Source organism: Scytonema sp. PCC 10023 (assembly GCF_963920835.1).
Classification (GTDB): Bacteria; Cyanobacteriota; Cyanobacteriia; order Cyanobacteriales; family Nostocaceae; genus Kalymmatonema.
Genome location: NZ_CAWUDP010000034.1, coordinates 1 through 17,061 on the forward strand (window position 1 = coordinate 1; position 17,061 = coordinate 17,061).

Genomic DNA, 17,061 nt, shown 5'->3' on the forward strand with positions numbered 1-17,061 from the left:
ACTTGTAAACTCAGTGCTGCTGGGTCATTTTGTCATGTGTTAGTCTAAACTCCAGAGGGAAGCGCCTCTGTTCGCGCAGCGTGCCCGAAGGGCATACGCAGGCAGTCTGATTCTCCCTCACACCGGCTCTCCAATCAGCCACTAATCGCTGACCAGATAGTCGAATTGGGCAAAAAGTCAGATGCGGATGTGGCGTGAATCCCCGTCTCTTCAGAGCGGGGAGGGTTCAATAATTCCCCACAGTTTTTTCCAACAGAGCCACGATGAGCGCTTCGCCAGTCTCCAGGAGTCGTACCAAAGCTGTTGCGAAAATGGCGAAAGAAGCACCAAGTATTACGATACCCTACCGCTAAGGCAATATCATCTATTGATTGGTCGGTTTCTAGGAGTAGAGAACAGGCTGCTACCATCCGACGTTCGGTAATCCAACGATGCACACTCTGTCCTGTTCGACGTCGCACTAAATCGGTTAGGTAAGCTGCTGAGTAACCAACTGACTGTGCCACATCACGCAAACTTATTGGTTGGTGGTAATGAGTCTCAATAAAGTCAAAGATATCGTTGAGAGAATCGATAGACGGAAAAATTGATTTCGTGGCTGTTAGTTTCCTCACCCCATGTGGGAACGTCTCTAACTTTTGCTGAATTGACTCAGCGCTCTCTTGAAAAAGATTGACTTGCCATTCCAATCCGACTGCATTTACCCTCGGTAATTTATTTACCTTTGTTGGCTTCGGAACTTGTTGTAACTGAGCAGCATAACACTGTTTGAAAAATGTTTGTTTTTTTAATCTGGCTGCGATCGCTCCTAGTAATTCTTCTACTGTACAAGGTTTAATAAGATAGTCATCTGCTCCCAAATTCATGGCTTTGCGAATGTCAGATCGAGTCGCTTTGTTAGTGACAATAATCAAGGGAATTGTTGCTGTTATAGGATTTTGGCGCAATGCAGTTAAAACCCCGTAACCATCAATATCCGGCATTATAATGTCGCTAATTATTAAATCGGGCAAGTATTGTTGTGCCCGCTGAATGCCGACAAGTCCATTTTCTGCACCAATGGGGTCGAATCCTTTTTCCTTGAGGCATTCGAGGAAGATGTTGCGGCTCTCGATCTCCGATTCAATCACTAAAATCTTTGTCATTGTCTTCTCCGCACGATTTAGACCCGATTATCATTGGATAAGTCTCTTTCAGCTTTTAGCTCAACTTTCTTCATCTCCAAACGCGATTACATACGCCCAAACCCTTATATCTGAGCAACTTTGACTTTTTCGACATCGCCCGATTTTGTCACAGCGAAAAAGTTTTTGCTCTTCAACAAGTGTTATGTTTTTTAATTTGGATAAAGTCGAGCTTTTAGAGAATGCCTAAAAAATGAAATTCTATGCCAGCCGCCTTAATATCAACCGAAGCATTTCTGCATAAATAAATACCTCTACAGTTTTTGGCAGAACCTTATAATCTTTCTTAAAGCGACGATACGACTAAGAAGTCAAATGAGCAGTCGTACAGAGAGTTACCCTAAGGCTGTAACCCTTGCTAGGTAAGCGCTCTATCCATCAACATTTTTTTAGTAAAAAAATGTCCAGTGCCATGCTCAAAATACCAATTAACCCTCTTTTGTCACTCTAAGCAAAGGAAAAATAGAAATCAGGGTTAAGTAGGTGGGCAGGAAAATTTATAAGTATGTAACGAAAATTTAACTGGAGGAATTGGAGTAAAATTTAATACGTTGCCTACTGTAGTTTCCTCTTTTTCCTCTAGCTTCAATACCATCAATGACAGCGTATGCAAGGTCTAACTGTTTGTGAAGTCCAGTGAAAGTGAGCAGCTATTCTCTCTACATACCAACCATGCGCGTTTAATCTGATTACCTCTGCTCGGTCTAGTACTTTCTGTGGTACATACGCAGTTCTCAGGTTTAGCAGGGTTTGGTCTTGCTCACGCGTGAGCAAGACTCTTATACGAACGCCCATATATCAGTCACCTCGATAGATGCATTCGACCTATTTATTTATCTTTACACAGTTAGGTTTTTTCACGCCGACTTACTTACGCCGCCCTGTACTAGCGCTCTTGGTCTTGAACTTGTTCCCAAATTTCAAGATACACAAAATTCTCAATCCCCCCAAATCTTTGCTACATAAGTCTTTTAGAATATGTTTCTTGAAAATTACCTTGAAGAAGACCGCAGAGTAGGAACTCCGCAGCTAGGAATCACTTTCGTTTCTTGTCGCACCAAACACGAAAGTGAACACCCTGCTGTTGTCGTTATTTAAACCCCAGCACTCCTCACCCAGTCGTACAGAAGTCCCAAGCTGACTTCCTACTCTGTGGTCTGAGTTCTTTTTGTTAACTCATCCCACGGCTATAAAAACATCGCTTTGCTCGTTTTTATGGAAAGCCGTGGGATTTCGTGTTATTTGTCAACCCTGAGCGAAGCCGAGGTGTTCACCCTGAGCGAAGCCGAGGTGTTCACCCTGAGCGAAGCCGAGGTGTTCACCCTGAGCGAAGCCGAAGGGTCAAAAGTCCTTTGTCCAAAGTATTAATTTTGACCAATGACTAATGTGAAAGAGGGCGGCGGGGCGGCTCTCCTCCCATCCCTTGAAGGAATGGGCGCGTATAGTCGTCTTTTTGTGATTTTGATTATTGCTATCTCAAAGAATAACTTAAAATACCTTTAAAAAAAAATCTTTAAGTTTACTCATTTATCTCGTTATTAAAATAACTAATCGTTGTTTTTCAAATTCTCAGATCTTGCACCTCACCGTAGGAACCGAGCCTATGTAAAAAGCGGTGGGATAAAGTTACATTACTTTTTTGGGTTTTTTTCGGTAAATTAGGGGCTTTGGGTTTAATACTGAGTGCTAAATCTTTATCAACTTTTTTTGGTACAAGATGTCAGAATTGGAATTGAGTATATTCTTCGCAGAAGAATGATTATTATCCTAATAATAAGTCGGAGAAATATGAAAAAACACAGACAAAAATGTAAATAATTATACTTTTATTTGTCAGACAATCTACTGGGTATCAACATTATGTATGTTTAGTTGAATTAGTTGAAGCAGTAGATAATTTTTGATACTCTAAAAGAGTAAAAATTAATCTAAAACATCTATTAAGTAGATAGTATCAAGCACGTTGATAGCTAATTGTTAGCTGGTTAAAACTATAAGAATAATCAATAATAGAGTAAGCTAACACAATAATTCTGTTCTATTAGAACAGAATTACGATAAAATACTTAATTTTTTAGAGGCAGGGCATTCGGGGAGCAACGCGATTTTGTGAGGTCGGGCAAACAACGTGCGATTGCTAAAAACTATCTCCAGTACAAAAAATATATTTATTACTTTAATATACGTATAAATACATAAATAATCTGTCGGTTCTGTGGTGACGTGTGCGAAAAGGTTGTGTTGCAAAAACGAGCGTGAGACAGAATATCCTCATCAATTGGAGCGGGTTATGCAGCAATTCCAAAAATTTTCGACACGAATTCTATCTGAGCTTGAACATCTCCTTTTTCTAGTCCCTGTATTTGTCCCTTGCGGCTCATGTTCATCGTCTCGTATCCTTTTCAATGTTCGCCGTGCCGTATTGAATGAGCCAAACCCCATCCACCGATTAACTAAGCGTTTGATGAATCGATGGTCTTGTTCAACGATGTTGTTGAGATACTTGTTCTGTCGTAGTTCTACTGTATGAGGCAGAGTGTCATCCGCTTTGAGCGTGTCAGTGGCTTTGGGATAAGCTGATGAAAGTCAATTTCTTAAATCGGGGATTGGGGATTACGGGCTGGGGATCCTTGGACTGGGAGGATTATGGACGGGGATTCAAACCCCGCCCAAATCCTGTAAGAACATCTTCCCAGTATCCAGTACCCAGTACCCAGGGAGAGGAGTGGCGTTCCTCCCCAAGGGATGCGCGAATCTGGTTGGGGACTCCGAGGCGCGACCCGTTGAAAGTTCTTTTTACGGAATTATTTATAAACAGAGTGTAGATAAATTTGTACTTAATTCCGAGGAAAAAAATATGACTAACGAAAAATCCAAACCACAACCAAAAGATAAACCAAAAAAGACTGAAGCTGGTTTCATGAATTCAGATTCCAAGAACAAGTCTACTGACTCCATAAAAAAAATAGTTTGACCAAAAAAGAATTCAGGAGTCAGAATATTCAACGCGCTCTCCCTTCTTGTTAAAACCATAATTTTTACATTGCTCCTCCCTCTCTTATAAGAAGAGGGAGGTTGGGAGCTCTCAAGTGCAAGCATCTGGTCTTGGCCATGCGGTATGGTCTCCTGCTAGGACAATACGTCCTTGTTTTGGTAAATTTTTACTGTATAGTCGCATCAACTTGTGGCGCTGCGGTCTACTATCTTCTATTGCCTCATAGATGCTTGGCCATTGACGGCAAAATGCTGGACACATTGATAGATCTGCCAAATTCAGTAGACCGAAAACTTTTGAAATTTCACGAAATAATAAGGGTTTCAGGCGATGCTTTGGAAGTTGACGTTTTCCCTGAATGAGGCGTATATCTTAGGACAACATGGCGGGTAATTCGCTAAAAGAAATCACATATTGCGCTCCAATGTTGCGTTCCAAGATCTTAATTGCCGCCTCATGATATTCCTGCCCACCGCTAGAAGCACAGCCATCTGATACTACGAACGTCTCAAATCCAGCATCAAATAGTCCCAAAGCTGTAGCCATCACACAAGCGTCTGTATCAACCCCACACACTGCGACTGTAGTAATAGCGTCACTGTGCAGAGCTTGGAGCAGAAGAGGTGACATCGGAGAATATGAAGGCTTATCAAACGTCTTGCTGACAACCGGACTTAAGGTTGTAGAAAGCTCCGTTTCCTGTCCCGATACCATCTCGTTCCAGCTCAGTTGACGTGAGAAGTTAGGATTCCGGTTAAAAAAGCGAGTTGCCCAAACCTGATGAAACTGACTGGCATGAGCAACCACCTTTGGCACAACCGCTTGACATTCAGGTGTGATCAAAAAGCCATTTTGTAAATCTACCGCTAACAAAATCCCTTTACGTTGGCTTGAGCGAGTAAAGTGCGCCTGTGCTTTCTTGGGGGAGCCAAGTTGGACGGCTGCCAATGTTCCTGCCAAGGTGATGGCACCGTGAAGGATAGCTCTTCTATTGATGCTATTTTCTAACATAGGTTTATTTACTATTCACCTATTGCTGAGTCTGAATTGTATCAGCCTAAACCAACTTGGGATAACGTTTTTAACACAGTTATAAGCTTTCTTGCCTAAGCAAATAGGCCATACCAATTCTCTTTGAAGCTGCACAGTGTTGAGGCTGGTTGACTGACAAATCTTCTTCTGTAGGTTGGGTGCAGCGCAGCAGAACCCAATAGCAATCTGTGTTAGTTCGGTTCCGCTACCGCTCTACCCAACCTCGGAAAGAATCAGGGTTCCCTTGAGTTTTGTCAGTCAATTAGGCGTAAGTCTGCCAATTTCATGAATAATGTCGTTTACAAGGTATGCTCAAGAGTGCCTTTGCAATGGCTGCGATTGCCCGGAGGGTTGGGGCAAATCTAGAAAAATCTGGGCAACCGTATGAGAAAACGTACCATTTAGTGTCCACGTTTTTGCAATTTCGGCGCTTTATTGCAAATATACAGCAAAAAACCAACTGCCCAAAGCGCCGAAATTGCGACAGTTGCCCAGATTTTTACAGGTTTAATGAAGGGGCAGACGCAATCATGCGTATCGCACGCACAGTTTCAGTACTGCCCGATCCCGAACAAGCAATTAATAAATCGGTGGATCGAATCGATGGTGTCGTCGTTTCACCCACGACGTAAACCTGGCAGCCCAAATGCACGACTTCGCATTGCCGCCATCCGGATCGCCAAGCCGCTGCTCCTCCCTGCCGATTACAAAGATTCGCTCGACATCCGTAATTCTTTGTGCGAATTGCTCTACCGGTGGATAAGCGATCGCTTGCAGCACGCGTTGATTTTCTGCCAAAACTAATTCATTTACAGCTTGTTGTCCCCCCGTCAGGTGACCGATGATATGATCGCTACTGTAACCTACCTGCTCAAGTTCTTGATTGGGGCGACATTGCGAAAGAGAAAACAGCAGATCCTAGCGCCACCAGGATAACTAACAAAGCGCGTCCACCAAACTCCACATGACTTCCAGTAAACGCATAATAGATGCTGAGTATCGTCAGAACAATTCCTGCGACAGCCATTGGTTGGAACCAGCTGCCAGGGAAGGCTTGCGAAGTCTCAGGTTTTAGTCTTCTATTAAATAGTGCTAGCACATGAAACACGACGTAAAGAATCGCCCAAACATAAGCCGCTGAATAGACCCACTTAACAACTTCTCCACTACGGAGTGCAGGTACACTGTAAAGAAATAAGGTAAAGAGAGTTGCCATCACTGGAGTGCCGTATTCAGGATGGAGTTTACTAAAAGGATTAGACAAAGCCCCAAAGAAACCACCATCGCGAGCAATGCTGTAAAGAATTCGCGGCATTGTTGAATAGGAAACAACTAAGGTTCCCCAGGTTGCCGTCACAGTCGCCAGTGCCATCAGAGTATAGCCCGCGTCCCCAAGCATTGCGTTGCCCACTGCCAATTGAGGACAACTCCCAGCACAAGCTGCTTGACTCGTTATTAATGCCTGCCAAGCAGACAGAGATTGAGTGCCTGTGATCCCGAAGCCCATCACTAAGGAAGTGACTAAGATAATGAGCAGACCGAGAAGCATTCCTCTAGGCAAAGCTTTTCGAGGCTGATGCACTTCTGAGAGCGAGGGAACAGACAAATTCAATTCCAACAAAAGTCCAAAATGCAAGCGCTATCCCGCCTGTGACAATGCCTCCTTTCCCGAACCAATCTAGAGAGGCTCCTTGAGCGAGGTTTGCAAAAGACCAAGTTCCAGTTGCGCCTAACCCCAGGAAGCCCACGATTCCGAACAGCCATCGAAGGCCCAACATCAAAACAAGCAGAATCCCATTAATCCAAGAAGCCGTTTTCAGTCCAAAAATGTTGGGAACAACTCCTAGTATATTGATAGCAATGATAAAGAAGTTGATGTGGAGATCCCAATGAAATAGAGCGCGTAACCCGAAAGCTCCTGCTGCCGTTTCTCCTGATACTGCAAAAGCGATCGTTCCAAAGAAAGTCAATCCGAGAAATACACCCAAGAATTTCCCGAACCGACCGCCAAAAATTTCTTTGGCATAATCGTACAGTCCACCTGATCGAGGATAAGCAACGCCTAGATCAGCCGCTGACATTCCCAGAAACAAATTAACGATAAACGCAAGCGCTGTTGCGATCGCAAACCCAATTCCAAACGTGAAGTAACCTGTCAGATCGCTGATTAGAGTGCTGGCAGCTACAACTAGCGCAACCCCAGCAATAAAAACATCCCAGCTATTGAGCGATTTTGATAGTCCATTTTGGCGATCGCTATCGTTCACAAGGTACCCCCAATTTTTTGATTACTCTAACAGCAATGCGATTGACGTAGATAGTTGGTTCCAGCCGCATAGTAATACTGATACAAGGTATGCTCAAGAGTGCCTTTGCTGTGGCAGCGATCGCACGCACAGTTTCAGTACTGCCCGATCCTGAGCAAGCGATGAATAAATCGGTGGATCGAATTAATGGTGTCGTGGTTTCACCCACAACGTAAACCTGGCAGCCCAAATGCACGACTTCGCATTGCCGCCATCCGGATCGCCAAGCCACTGCTCCTCCCTGCCGATTACAACGGTCTAACTGTACGCGCAACTTTGAAAGCTGCTCCAGGGAAACAATCTCAGTTATCTTAACCCTCTTGTTGGGTTGCACAAGCAATGGGAGGAATTTTAGCGCTGATTTCTACACCAGCCTCTTCTGCAAAACCACAAGGGTTATCTCCTGGTTGGAAGACTGGATAATCACACCAACGTAGAATCCGTTATTCTATTGTTATAAAGGGTACTGCGAAACCACCTAAGGAGCCGCAAAAATCCTCTTGATTTCTAATTTGTTTATTTTTCTGTTTGGCTCTTTTCAACTCAGCGCCGCTGGGTTATTTTGTGCTTTTTAGTCTAAACTCCAGCTATTAGCCTAGGACTATAAGTCCTAGGCTGACGAGAACACTGCTTCAAATAATATGTAATGACTTTGACATTTGTTTTACCAGGCGCAAAATGTGAGTTAAGAAATGAAATGTTCAAACGCCTGAAACTCGCGCACTCTTACTAATGACTCATGACCCTTCGGGTATCTCCTTCGGAGACGCTGCGCGAACGCCAGTTCCCTAGGTTGGGAGACCCGCCTGCAGGACTGGACTCACCAATGACCGCTTGAACAAGTTAACTTTAATTTGTGCCGCTCTATTTATCAAGTTACTTGCTACATAAATTAATATCAGCTTTGTCATAAATTCTAGGCGCGAAGTTTGCTTAGCTATGGCTATTTGTTGTATTTTTAACGTTGAAAAAGCAAAGCTGTAAAAAAACAATTATTAGCTTTGTGTTGTATTGGTTTATAATAAAAGCAGTCCTGTTGCTTATGTTACAAATTGCAAAGTAAAATCGCTTTGAAAAAGCGTAGATACACTGAAATTAGATAATTAATATTGATACAATCACAACCACGAAATTCTGTGATATCAATGTATACCAGCGAATCACCCAAGTATCCCCATACAGCAGAAATTGGACAAAGAAGCCGCATCCTAGTAGTAGAAGATGAAGAACTTATCCGGGAAATGCTTGTTTTAGCTTTGGAAGAGGAAGGTTATGGAGTGGTAACTGCCGCTGATGGGCGGTTGGCTGTAGAATACCTTAAAAGTTATGAACCAAATTCCGGAGAGCTTTCCTTTGATCTGGTGATTCTTGATTTGATGCTGCCTCAAATCAATGGGCTAGATATCTGCCGTTTGCTCCGATATCAAGGAAACCCAGTACCGATTTTAATGCTAAGCGCTAAGGGGAGTGAAACAGACCGCGTTTTGGGGCTGGAAGTGGGAGCAGATGACTACCTCACCAAACCCTTTAGTATGCGAGAGCTGGTGGCTCGTTGTCGTGCTTTGCTCCGCCGCCAACGCTTAAGCAGTTTGCCTCAGCTACCAGTGCTACAGTATAAAGAAATTACTTTGTATCCCCAAGAATGTCGCGTACTGGTTCGCGCTCAAGAGGTGAATTTGTCGCCCAAGGAATTTCGACTGCTGGAACTGTTTATGAGCTATGCCCGGAGGGTATGGTCACGCGAGCAATTGTTAGATCAAGTTTGGGGACCAGATTTTGTTGGCGATAGCAAAACTGTCGATGTTCATATTCGTTGGTTACGCGAAAAATTAGAGCAAGACCCGAGCCGTCCAGAATATATTGTGACTGTACGAGGTTTTGGCTATCGATTTGGATAGTTGTTAGTTTTTAGTTGTCAGAGAACAACTAATAACTAGCAATGCTTATACTAGGATTTTTACTGGGTTTAGCGGTAGGCGTAAGTTTTTGGGTGTGGCAACAGTTTCAACTGAACCGCTACCTAGGGCAAGTGTTGCGACCGTTAAGCGGGCATTCTTCTGACTTGGCGCTGCTTATTCCTCGGTTGCGGCACGAAATTCGATTGGTCAAGCAACAACGGCAACAATCGCAGCAGTTGCTCAAAACATACCAAGATCTGCTGGAGTTCGCGCCAGTGGGGTATTTACAGGTTGACGAAGAAAATCAACTGCTCTGGTGTAATGAGCAGGCGCGGAAAATGTTGGATCTGCAAAGATGGCAACCCGGACAAGTGCGCTTGTTGCTAGAGTTAGTAAGGTCTTACGAACTTGACCGATTAATTGAGAAAACTCGCGATCGCCAAAAGCCACAGTCAAAGGAGTGGGTGTTCCATCCTTCTTACGAGAATGCAGCGGCGATATCAGAAGTCAAGCCTTTGATGTTACAGGCGACAAGCTTACCCTTAGACAAGGGACAAGTGGGAGTTTTTATAGAAAACCGTCAGCCTTTGCTGGATATGAATTTAGCACGCGATCGCGCTTTTTCTGATCTGGCTCACGAACTCAGAACTCCCCTAACTTCGATACGTCTGGTTGTCGAAACATTACAAGACCGGATGCAACCGCCCTTGGATCGTTGGGTTAACCGCCTGTTGCAGGAGGTTGACAGATTGATTCACTTAGTGCAAAGTTGGTTAGAACTCACTCAATTGGAAACCAACCCAACCATCCAACTGCATCGTCAAAAAGTGGAAGTGCGATCGCTGATTTTGTCTGTGTGGGAAACTTTAACACCCCTAGCACAGCGACATCAGATTCAGATAAGGTATTGTGGTCCAGAAAATATCTGGATCAACGCCGATGAATCTCGCATTTACCAGGTGTTTCTCAATTTGCTGGACAACAGTATCAAATACACTCTTCCAAGTACAACCATTCTCGTTGAAGCAAAAATCGTTCCGGGACAGAATAATCAGGAACCAACGCTAGAAATTGACATTATTGACTCTGGAATGGGTTTTTCCCAAGCAGATTTACCCCATGTGTTTGAGCGCTTTTACCGAGGGGATCAAGCACGCTCCCGTGTGACAGCCTCAGATAGTAATCCGGCTACAGGAACTGTTGGTAGTGGTTTGGGTTTGGCAATTGTCCAGCAAATTGTTCTAGCACATGGCGGTTCTATAAAAGCCATGAATCATCCGGAGACAGGCGGTGCTTGGTTGCAACTAGAACTACCTGGCATCGTGGCAAATTATGACAGCCAAGACTATATTTGAAAATATCTTCATGTTTGAGACTACAAGTGTGAAACTCCCCCTGTATAGTCCCAATCCTGACAGACCCCAGCTGGCTCGCGAAATTAGGCGCTTAGAGCAGGATGTGTTGCGTATGGGGGCTTTGGTGGAACAATCATTTCGCCTGAGCCACCAAGCCTTGTTTACTAGCAACCTGACAGCAGCTGAGGAACTTCCTGTATTAGATAAAAAAATTGATCGCTTTTATAGACAAATAGAATCAGACTGTACGGCAATCATGACGCTGCAAGCTCCTACAGCTCAAGATTTACGTTGTTTGAGTGCCTTTATGCAGCTCGTGCGCGATCTCGAACGTATTGGCGACTATGCCAAGGATTTGGCTGAAATTGCCATAAAAATCCTTCCATATCCGCCTCATCCCTGTGTACCAGAGATTGCAGTCATGTCTCACCATGCCCAAGCAATGTTAGCAACGAGCTTAGTGGCGTTGGCAGATTTAGATGAAGTCAACGGACGAGGTATAAAGCGACTCGATGATGCTGTAGATAGTGCTTATGAACGGCTTTATCAGACCTTAGCTCATCAAAAGTACGACCAAGGTGTCGTTGAGCCTATTTTGCTACTCGTACTGGCGATTCGTTGTTTGGAGCGCATGGCAGATCATGCAACCAACATTGGTCAACGTGTGGCATATATTGTGACTGGTCAACGGAGTTAGATATTCTTCATAGCCAGGAAGTAGGAGCGCAAGGTATTGTGCCGATATGGGTGTAAGCTATGGCGAAGCAGTTCCACTCTGCCTACAATCCCTCATTTGGAACGCCTTGGCTCCTCTGTGGGGACTCCGAATTGGTCACAAGCTGACTACTCTCTTCAAAATAGTACTTTAGATAGATGTATGCAAGATAGTTAAATATTAGATGTAATATAATTATTGCAAATTAGCTTGCTGCCCCTTAAAACGCATCAATCACCCTTCAATCGAAAAGACAAGCTAAAGGCAATACGTATTGCATATTAGTGACATCTTCCCGACGCTGACCTTACGGTACAGCGCGGGCTTCCCAATCTTACGGTTGGGCATTCCTGGTTCTTCTGCCTCCCTTACGAGAGTCAGATTTCGCCTCTGACCTAGATGAAGTTTCCTCCACCCCCGGCAGACCGACTGCACAGGCAGTTTCCATTCCGCAGAGTCCCTGCGTACTAATAAGCTCAAGACCACGTTGTCGCACTACTTCAGCAGCAGCGTGATCTCTGTCTGTTTTATAGCCACAAAAGTAACATTCGTGTATTCGTTGCGATAAGTCTTTTTTTCCAGTTTCCTCCAAACACATTGGACAAGTCTGAGACGTGCCATTCGGATTAACCTTCGCAAAGAATACACCCTTTTTCCAGCACACAAATTCAAGGATATTCAAGAACTGTCCAAAAGCAGCGTCGAGAGTATGTTTACACAACATTCCTCGACTCATTGCTTTCAAATTCAAATCTTCAGCAAATATCATCCCTACTTGCTTGTCGGAACACAGATGGTGTGCCGTCTTGTAGTGGTAGTTTTTGCGTGAGAAGGCTATATTGTTGTGATGCTTGGCAACCTTAGAGCGAGCTTTCTCGTAATTTGCAGACCGTTTCGTCTTTCTAGATAATCGGCGTTGGAGCAATTTCAGCTTCCTTTGCTTGTCTACAAAGAACCTGGGTCTACCGATGAATTCTCGCTCAGACGTTGTCAAGAATTTATTAAGCCCTAGATCAATCCCCACCGCTCGACCATGTGGTTGAACAGTAGGGATTTTTACATCGGATTCAATTGTGATCACAGCTTCCCATCGTACTGCTTTACGGATGATTCTTAGCTGTTTAACAACAAATCCTTCTGGGATTGGTCGATGTAAGTTAATGCGTACTAATCCTAATTTAGGAATCTTGACCTGCCACCCAGTAATAGCATCGGGAGCTATCTGAGGAAACAAGATTGATTTGAGTTGCCCGTACTTTTTGAATCTTGGAAAGCCAAATCCTCGTTTTTGAAAGAATTCCCAAGCATCGTGAAGTCGCCTGATGGTGGTTTGCAATACTTGTGATGGAACTTCACCAAGCCTTGGATATTCTTTCTTTGCCTGAGGCAGGGCATTTTGTTGCCGATAGTATCCAGGAAATGGAGCATCGGCGGCAATGATATATTCTGACGACACAGAACAACGATCTACTGCACACTTGCGTGAATTACACCAATCTTTGATTTCTCCCAGAGCATAGTTGTAACTACCACGACATATCTCTAGCCAGTCAAGAAGCTTAGCTTCTTGCTCAGCATCTGGATATAGTCGGTAGGTGTAGTTCAGAACTAGGCTCATGAATCAGGTTTTTATCAACGAAAACCATATTAACAGGAAAAGTCGAGATTCTAAATACCAATATTGCGGACATCGAGTCCCCAATATTGGCATGAGGGGTCCGTGTATCCCGACGCTGACCTTGCATGTACAGCGCGGGACTTACCGCCCCTCAAACTCCCCGTAAGTTAAAGCCCAAGGAAGAAGATGGAAGAAAGAACGAAGAAGGCAATTAGTAGCGGATCACAGACACAATTATAGACCGCGAATTTTCAACAGGCGTGTGATGTTTCCCCCGCTTGGTCAGAAAGAAGACCTTCTTCCTTGTAACCTGTTCCTTGTTAATTTGAAAATAGAAAGACACTACATTATCTTTGGCTTAAATATTCACTATTTAACAAAATTTTTACAAAAAACTTACCTATTCTTAAACTTTCCCGCTTAGATTAGGCAATGACCAGGTGAAAGTTGTGAGCTATCCAACAGATGGCTTCAGTGTAATCGATAAACCAGATGAGCATCACACGTCGGGATTTCCTGTTGTTGCTGGGAAGCAGCGCAGGTGCAGTAGCGCTCAATTCTTTAGTAGGATGCGAAAAAAAAATCGCAGTGCAACCTACCACAAAAGAAGTGAAAGCAGCATTTGCATTTCAACCAATTCAAGGTCCGATTCCCTTAGAAACAGCTGGGTTCCGACCCGAACAGCAAAAAGAGCAATATAGTGCCTATGAAGTGCGGGATGATTTGGTCTTGCCACAAGGATATCAGTACCAAGTGATTGCCGCATGGGGTGATAAAGTCGGTGATTCTCGTTTCGGTTACAACAACGACTATCTCTCTTTCGTCCCAACTGGTGACAATGAAGGGTATCTGTCAGTAAACTTTGAATACATCAGCGCCATACCTTGGATGCAAACTTACGAACAGGTGATTGGGAAATCACTGCCGTTTGATGAGGTAAAAGCAGCGCTGAAAGAAAACAAATCAGGAAAAAACGAGATAAATGCCTTTTCTTTGCCAGACTCAGACCCGATAAAAGCGAAAATACGGGAAATTAGCAAAGAAGCACTGCTAGACCAAGGATTGGGTGTTATCTCGATTCGCAAAACAACCGACGGAAAGTGGGAACGTACCAGTTCCAAAGCAGATAGACGAATTAGTGGGATCTCTGGTTTGGAAGATGGGCGTTATCTTAAAGCAACTGGACCTGCAGTAGCGATTTTTCGCAAGCAACAGGGATTAGGATACGTAGATAAGTTAGGCGATCGCATTATTGGTTCTTATGGTAACTGCGCTGGTGGAACCACACCTTGGGGTACAGTCCTCAGCGCTGAAGAAAACTTTCAGGCACAAGTCCCAGAACCAGTGTATGCTGATGGCACGTCGTTTGACCCCAGCAAGCAACCATTCGCTTTAGGTGATGAGGAACTCTTCGGACAAGGTAACGTTTTTGGATTAGCAGGAAATAAATATGGTTGGATCGTCGAAGTCGATCCCGCTAATCCCAACGACTACGGAACCAAACACACTTGGCTGGGACGCTATCACCACGAAGCGGTGGGTGTGCGGACAGAGGCGGGGAAACCATTGGCTTTTTATTCAGGATGCGATCGCCGAGGCGGACACATTTACAAATTTGTCAGCCGCGATCAGGTGAACGACCCCAAAGACAAAGCGAATTCCCGGTTACTTTCCCAAGGAATGCTCTACGTTGCAAAATTCAACCCTGATGGTACAGGTCGTTGGATACCTTTAAAAGCTGACACACCAATCAATCCAGACCTTCCTAGCACAATTGCTGGAAACCTGATTCGTTTGCCCAAAGGTCCTGCAAAAGCTCAAGAAAAAGGAAGACAAAGTTTCCAGCCGTTACCGCCGCGTGTCGAAGGCGGTGATTTTGAAGTGAGTAAGGACGAGGAAATTGCTCAGTACAAGCAAAGGTTCAAAAAACTGGGCGATCTTTACATTGGAAACCCAGAAGAACAACAAGGTGCCATTCTCATTGACGCTCATTATGCCGCCAATGCTGCTGGTGCAACCTGCACAGCTCGTCCTGAAGATACAGAAATTGCTCCTAATGGAGACTTGTACATTAGCTTCACCTCTGGTTCTCCCGACGATGAAGGTGGTCCAGATATACGAGTTTTCAAAGGTCCCAAAGACGAAACACCCTACGAGTATGGCTGGGTGATGCGCCTCACAGAAGACGGTAACAATCCAGCCGCAAATACCTTTCGCTGGCAAATGGTAGCAACTGGCGGTGAGCCATCTGTGGGTGGTTTGGGTTTTGCTAATCCGGATAATTTACTGCTAGATAACAACGGCAATATCTGGATGGTAACAGATATGTCCACCAGCAAAATGAATAAATCTGTCAAAAGCCGCACAAATGACAAGGGAAAACCAGCAAATCTATCTGGTTTGTTTGGTAACAACGCCCTTTGGTACATTCCCACAAGCGGGGAGGATGCAGGTAAAGCTTTTCTCTTTAGTATCGGACCAATGGAATGCGAAACCACAGGACCTTGCTTCGCTCCGGATCAGCAAACTATGTTTCTTTCTATACAGCATCCTGGAGAAGCCAATGGAACTCGTAAAAACCAGGCTTCTGAAACCAGAGAATTTCTGATCACAACTACGACAGGTGAAGAATTTTTACAATCTCGTCAGGTTCCTATTGGTTCCAATTGGCCCAACAAAAATCCTGATGCACCGCCCAAACCAGCAGTTGTTGCTATCTCAAAATCCCAATTAACTTGACAAATAACATGAAAAATGTTATCGTATTCTGCTATCTGTATTTGTTTTTTTCTGGTCAGAGAATTACTTTTTATACACGCATTTTTGCTTTTTAGATCATTTCTAAACAAATGTTTAGAAATAAAAATAACACAAGGCATCAACTTTACACGAGAATGATTTCATATCAGACAACAACAGTATGCTCTGAACACTAGTTAACCGTATGAGTTGTTGTTACATACCTACCGTCAACTCAACTTTTTCACTGGTTAGCGTGTTTCCAGCAATCATAGAGTCTGAATTGTTAGTTATTAACCCACTTTTACTATTTTAGTCAACTAGCCTAATGCTGTTCTTAAGCTATCAAAGTCTTCCAACTGCTGAAATCTACCTTATGGCTTAGCTTGATCCCAAGGAGGGCCAGTGTTTCACTGAACCAATTTCGTCATGAGGCAACATCTGATGCCAACTACCCCAGATGGCGAGCACAACACAAGAAATTGAGCACTTAATTAGTTTTAGTCTACAAAATATCATGATGTATTCCACAAGTCGTTCTCAAAATTCTGCCCAGTCTCATCATTCTTCCTCTACTGGACAATTGCCGCAACGACTGCTGACGCGACGCGAAATTATTCCGGCGCGGAATGACGTACTGTGGCGGATTGAGCGCGGAGCAGTTCGCACATTAACCTGGAGTGAAGACGGAACGTTTATCACTTTGGGTTATTGGGGAACTGGGGATTTGGTTGGTTATCCTTTGTCCAAAGTCAAGCCTTATCAAATTGAATGCCTGACTAGTGTCGAAGTGAGTGTCGTACCACCTCATTTGTGGAATCAGGATGTCGAGGCTCTATTGTCTCACATCCAACAGGCAGAAGAATTACTGAGCATCGTACACCGTAAGCCAATGTCTTTGCGCTTATGGCAATTTCTGGTCTGGCTAAGTGAAAAGTTCGGTCGCGACGTCGAGCAAGGAAAGCTCATCGACCTCAATGTGACTCATCAAGAAATGGCAGAGGTGCTAAATACAACAAGGGTAACCGTAACTCGACTGCTCCAGCAGTTTGAGGAAGAAGGAACCCTTGTACGTCACAAACGTCGCATTATTCTGCGTTTATCAAATAAAGAATGCAAATAGCGATCATGAAAAATAAGTGGTGATTAACTTGTTTTAATCACCACTCACATCTGGTACAATTCTGACAGAAAATCATTAGTAAATTCCCAAAAAATT

Annotated in this window: 15 protein-coding genes and 1 pseudogene; 7 read left to right on the forward strand and 9 right to left on the reverse strand. The window is 44.0% G+C overall.

Translation table 11 applies throughout. The features are described from left to right. Window positions 1-134: 134 nt before the first annotated feature. Both ACM0OZ_RS20800 and ACM0OZ_RS20805 read right to left on the reverse strand, forming a co-directional pair. Window positions 135-1,145 (reverse strand): response regulator, encoded by a 1,011-nt coding sequence (locus ACM0OZ_RS20800; RefSeq protein ID WP_414584718.1) that lies wholly within the window; start codon window positions 1,143-1,145, stop codon window positions 135-137. Window positions 1,146-1,778: 633 nt separating this feature from the next. Beyond that, the gene (locus tag ACM0OZ_RS20805; protein WP_414584719.1) at window positions 1,779-1,979 is read right to left on the reverse strand and encodes a helix-turn-helix domain-containing protein; all 201 of its coding nucleotides are present in this window, start codon (window positions 1,977-1,979) and stop codon (window positions 1,779-1,781) included. A 420-nt stretch (window positions 1,980-2,399) separates the two neighbouring features. Between ACM0OZ_RS20805 and ACM0OZ_RS20810 the strand changes: the two genes are divergently transcribed. Further along, the gene (locus ACM0OZ_RS20810; RefSeq protein WP_414584720.1) at window positions 2,400-2,552 is read left to right on the forward strand and encodes a hypothetical protein; all 153 of its coding nucleotides are present in this window, start codon (window positions 2,400-2,402) and stop codon (window positions 2,550-2,552) included. Window positions 2,553-3,472: 920 nt separating this feature from the next. Here ACM0OZ_RS20810 and ACM0OZ_RS20815 read toward each other — a convergent pair. The 3 genes and pseudogenes from ACM0OZ_RS20815 to ACM0OZ_RS20825 all read right to left on the reverse strand — a co-directional run. Next, window positions 3,473-3,761 (reverse strand): annotated as a pseudogene (locus tag ACM0OZ_RS20815) (DDE-type integrase/transposase/recombinase); the annotation flags it as partial. 508 nt (window positions 3,762-4,269) lie between these two features. Next, the gene (locus tag ACM0OZ_RS20820; protein ID WP_414584721.1) at window positions 4,270-4,440 is read right to left on the reverse strand and encodes a hypothetical protein; all 171 of its coding nucleotides are present in this window, start codon (window positions 4,438-4,440) and stop codon (window positions 4,270-4,272) included. A gap of 111 nt (window positions 4,441-4,551) precedes the next feature. Continuing rightward, on the reverse strand, window positions 4,552-5,190 hold the full coding sequence (locus tag ACM0OZ_RS20825; protein WP_414584722.1) for a cysteine hydrolase family protein: 639 nt from the start codon (window positions 5,188-5,190) through the stop codon (window positions 4,552-4,554). Between the two features lie 329 nt (window positions 5,191-5,519). Here ACM0OZ_RS20825 and ACM0OZ_RS20830 point away from each other — a divergent pair, with 329 nt between their 5' ends. After that, the gene (locus tag ACM0OZ_RS20830) at window positions 5,520-5,843 is read left to right on the forward strand and encodes a hypothetical protein (protein ID WP_414584723.1); all 324 of its coding nucleotides are present in this window, start codon (window positions 5,520-5,522) and stop codon (window positions 5,841-5,843) included. A 239-nt stretch (window positions 5,844-6,082) separates the two neighbouring features. Here ACM0OZ_RS20830 and ACM0OZ_RS20835 read toward each other — a convergent pair whose 3' ends face one another. Genes ACM0OZ_RS20835 through ACM0OZ_RS20845 form a run of 3 tightly spaced genes read right to left on the reverse strand, consistent with a single transcriptional unit; the run spans window position 6,083 to window position 7,851 of the window. Continuing rightward, the gene (locus ACM0OZ_RS20835) at window positions 6,083-6,817 is read right to left on the reverse strand and encodes a hypothetical protein (protein WP_414584724.1); all 735 of its coding nucleotides are present in this window, start codon (window positions 6,815-6,817) and stop codon (window positions 6,083-6,085) included. After that, window positions 6,765-7,478, reverse strand: coding sequence for an amino acid permease (locus tag ACM0OZ_RS20840; RefSeq protein WP_414584726.1), 714 nt, complete (start codon window positions 7,476-7,478; stop codon window positions 6,765-6,767). Before ACM0OZ_RS20840 ends, ACM0OZ_RS20835 begins: the two co-directional genes overlap by 53 nt. Next, on the reverse strand, window positions 7,468-7,851 hold the full coding sequence (locus tag ACM0OZ_RS20845; RefSeq protein WP_414584727.1) for a hypothetical protein: 384 nt from the start codon (window positions 7,849-7,851) through the stop codon (window positions 7,468-7,470). The genes ACM0OZ_RS20840 and ACM0OZ_RS20845 overlap by 11 nt, the downstream gene beginning before the upstream one ends. Before the next feature lie 811 nt (window positions 7,852-8,662). Here ACM0OZ_RS20845 and ACM0OZ_RS20850 point away from each other — a divergent pair. Genes ACM0OZ_RS20850 through phoU form a run of 3 tightly spaced genes read left to right on the forward strand, consistent with a single transcriptional unit; the run spans window position 8,663 to window position 11,467 of the window. Beyond that, the gene (locus ACM0OZ_RS20850) at window positions 8,663-9,415 is read left to right on the forward strand and encodes a response regulator transcription factor (protein ID WP_414584728.1); all 753 of its coding nucleotides are present in this window, start codon (window positions 8,663-8,665) and stop codon (window positions 9,413-9,415) included. 41 nt (window positions 9,416-9,456) lie between these two features. After that, window positions 9,457-10,770, forward strand: coding sequence for a sensor histidine kinase (locus ACM0OZ_RS20855; RefSeq protein ID WP_414584729.1), 1,314 nt, complete (start codon window positions 9,457-9,459; stop codon window positions 10,768-10,770). A 10-nt stretch (window positions 10,771-10,780) separates the two neighbouring features. Then, the gene (phoU, locus tag ACM0OZ_RS20860; RefSeq protein ID WP_414584790.1) at window positions 10,781-11,467 is read left to right on the forward strand and encodes a phosphate signaling complex protein PhoU; all 687 of its coding nucleotides are present in this window, start codon (window positions 10,781-10,783) and stop codon (window positions 11,465-11,467) included. A 352-nt stretch (window positions 11,468-11,819) separates the two neighbouring features. Here the strand turns inward: phoU and ACM0OZ_RS20865 are convergent, their stop codons facing one another. After that, entirely contained in the window at window positions 11,820-13,103 is a 1,284-nt protein-coding gene (locus tag ACM0OZ_RS20865; RefSeq protein ID WP_414584730.1) for an RNA-guided endonuclease InsQ/TnpB family protein, read from the reverse strand. A 492-nt stretch (window positions 13,104-13,595) separates the two neighbouring features. Here ACM0OZ_RS20865 and ACM0OZ_RS20870 point away from each other — a divergent pair, with 492 nt between their 5' ends. Next, window positions 13,596-15,842: a PhoX family protein gene (locus tag ACM0OZ_RS20870; protein ID WP_414584731.1), complete on the forward strand. Its 2,247-nt coding sequence runs from the start codon at window positions 13,596-13,598 to the stop codon at window positions 15,840-15,842. 517 nt (window positions 15,843-16,359) lie between these two features. Further along, window positions 16,360-16,965 carry a Crp/Fnr family transcriptional regulator gene (locus ACM0OZ_RS20875; protein WP_332988148.1) on the forward strand — a complete coding sequence of 202 codons (606 nt, stop codon included), beginning with the start codon at window positions 16,360-16,362 and terminating at the stop codon, window positions 16,963-16,965. Window positions 16,966-17,061: the final 96 nt, after the last annotated feature.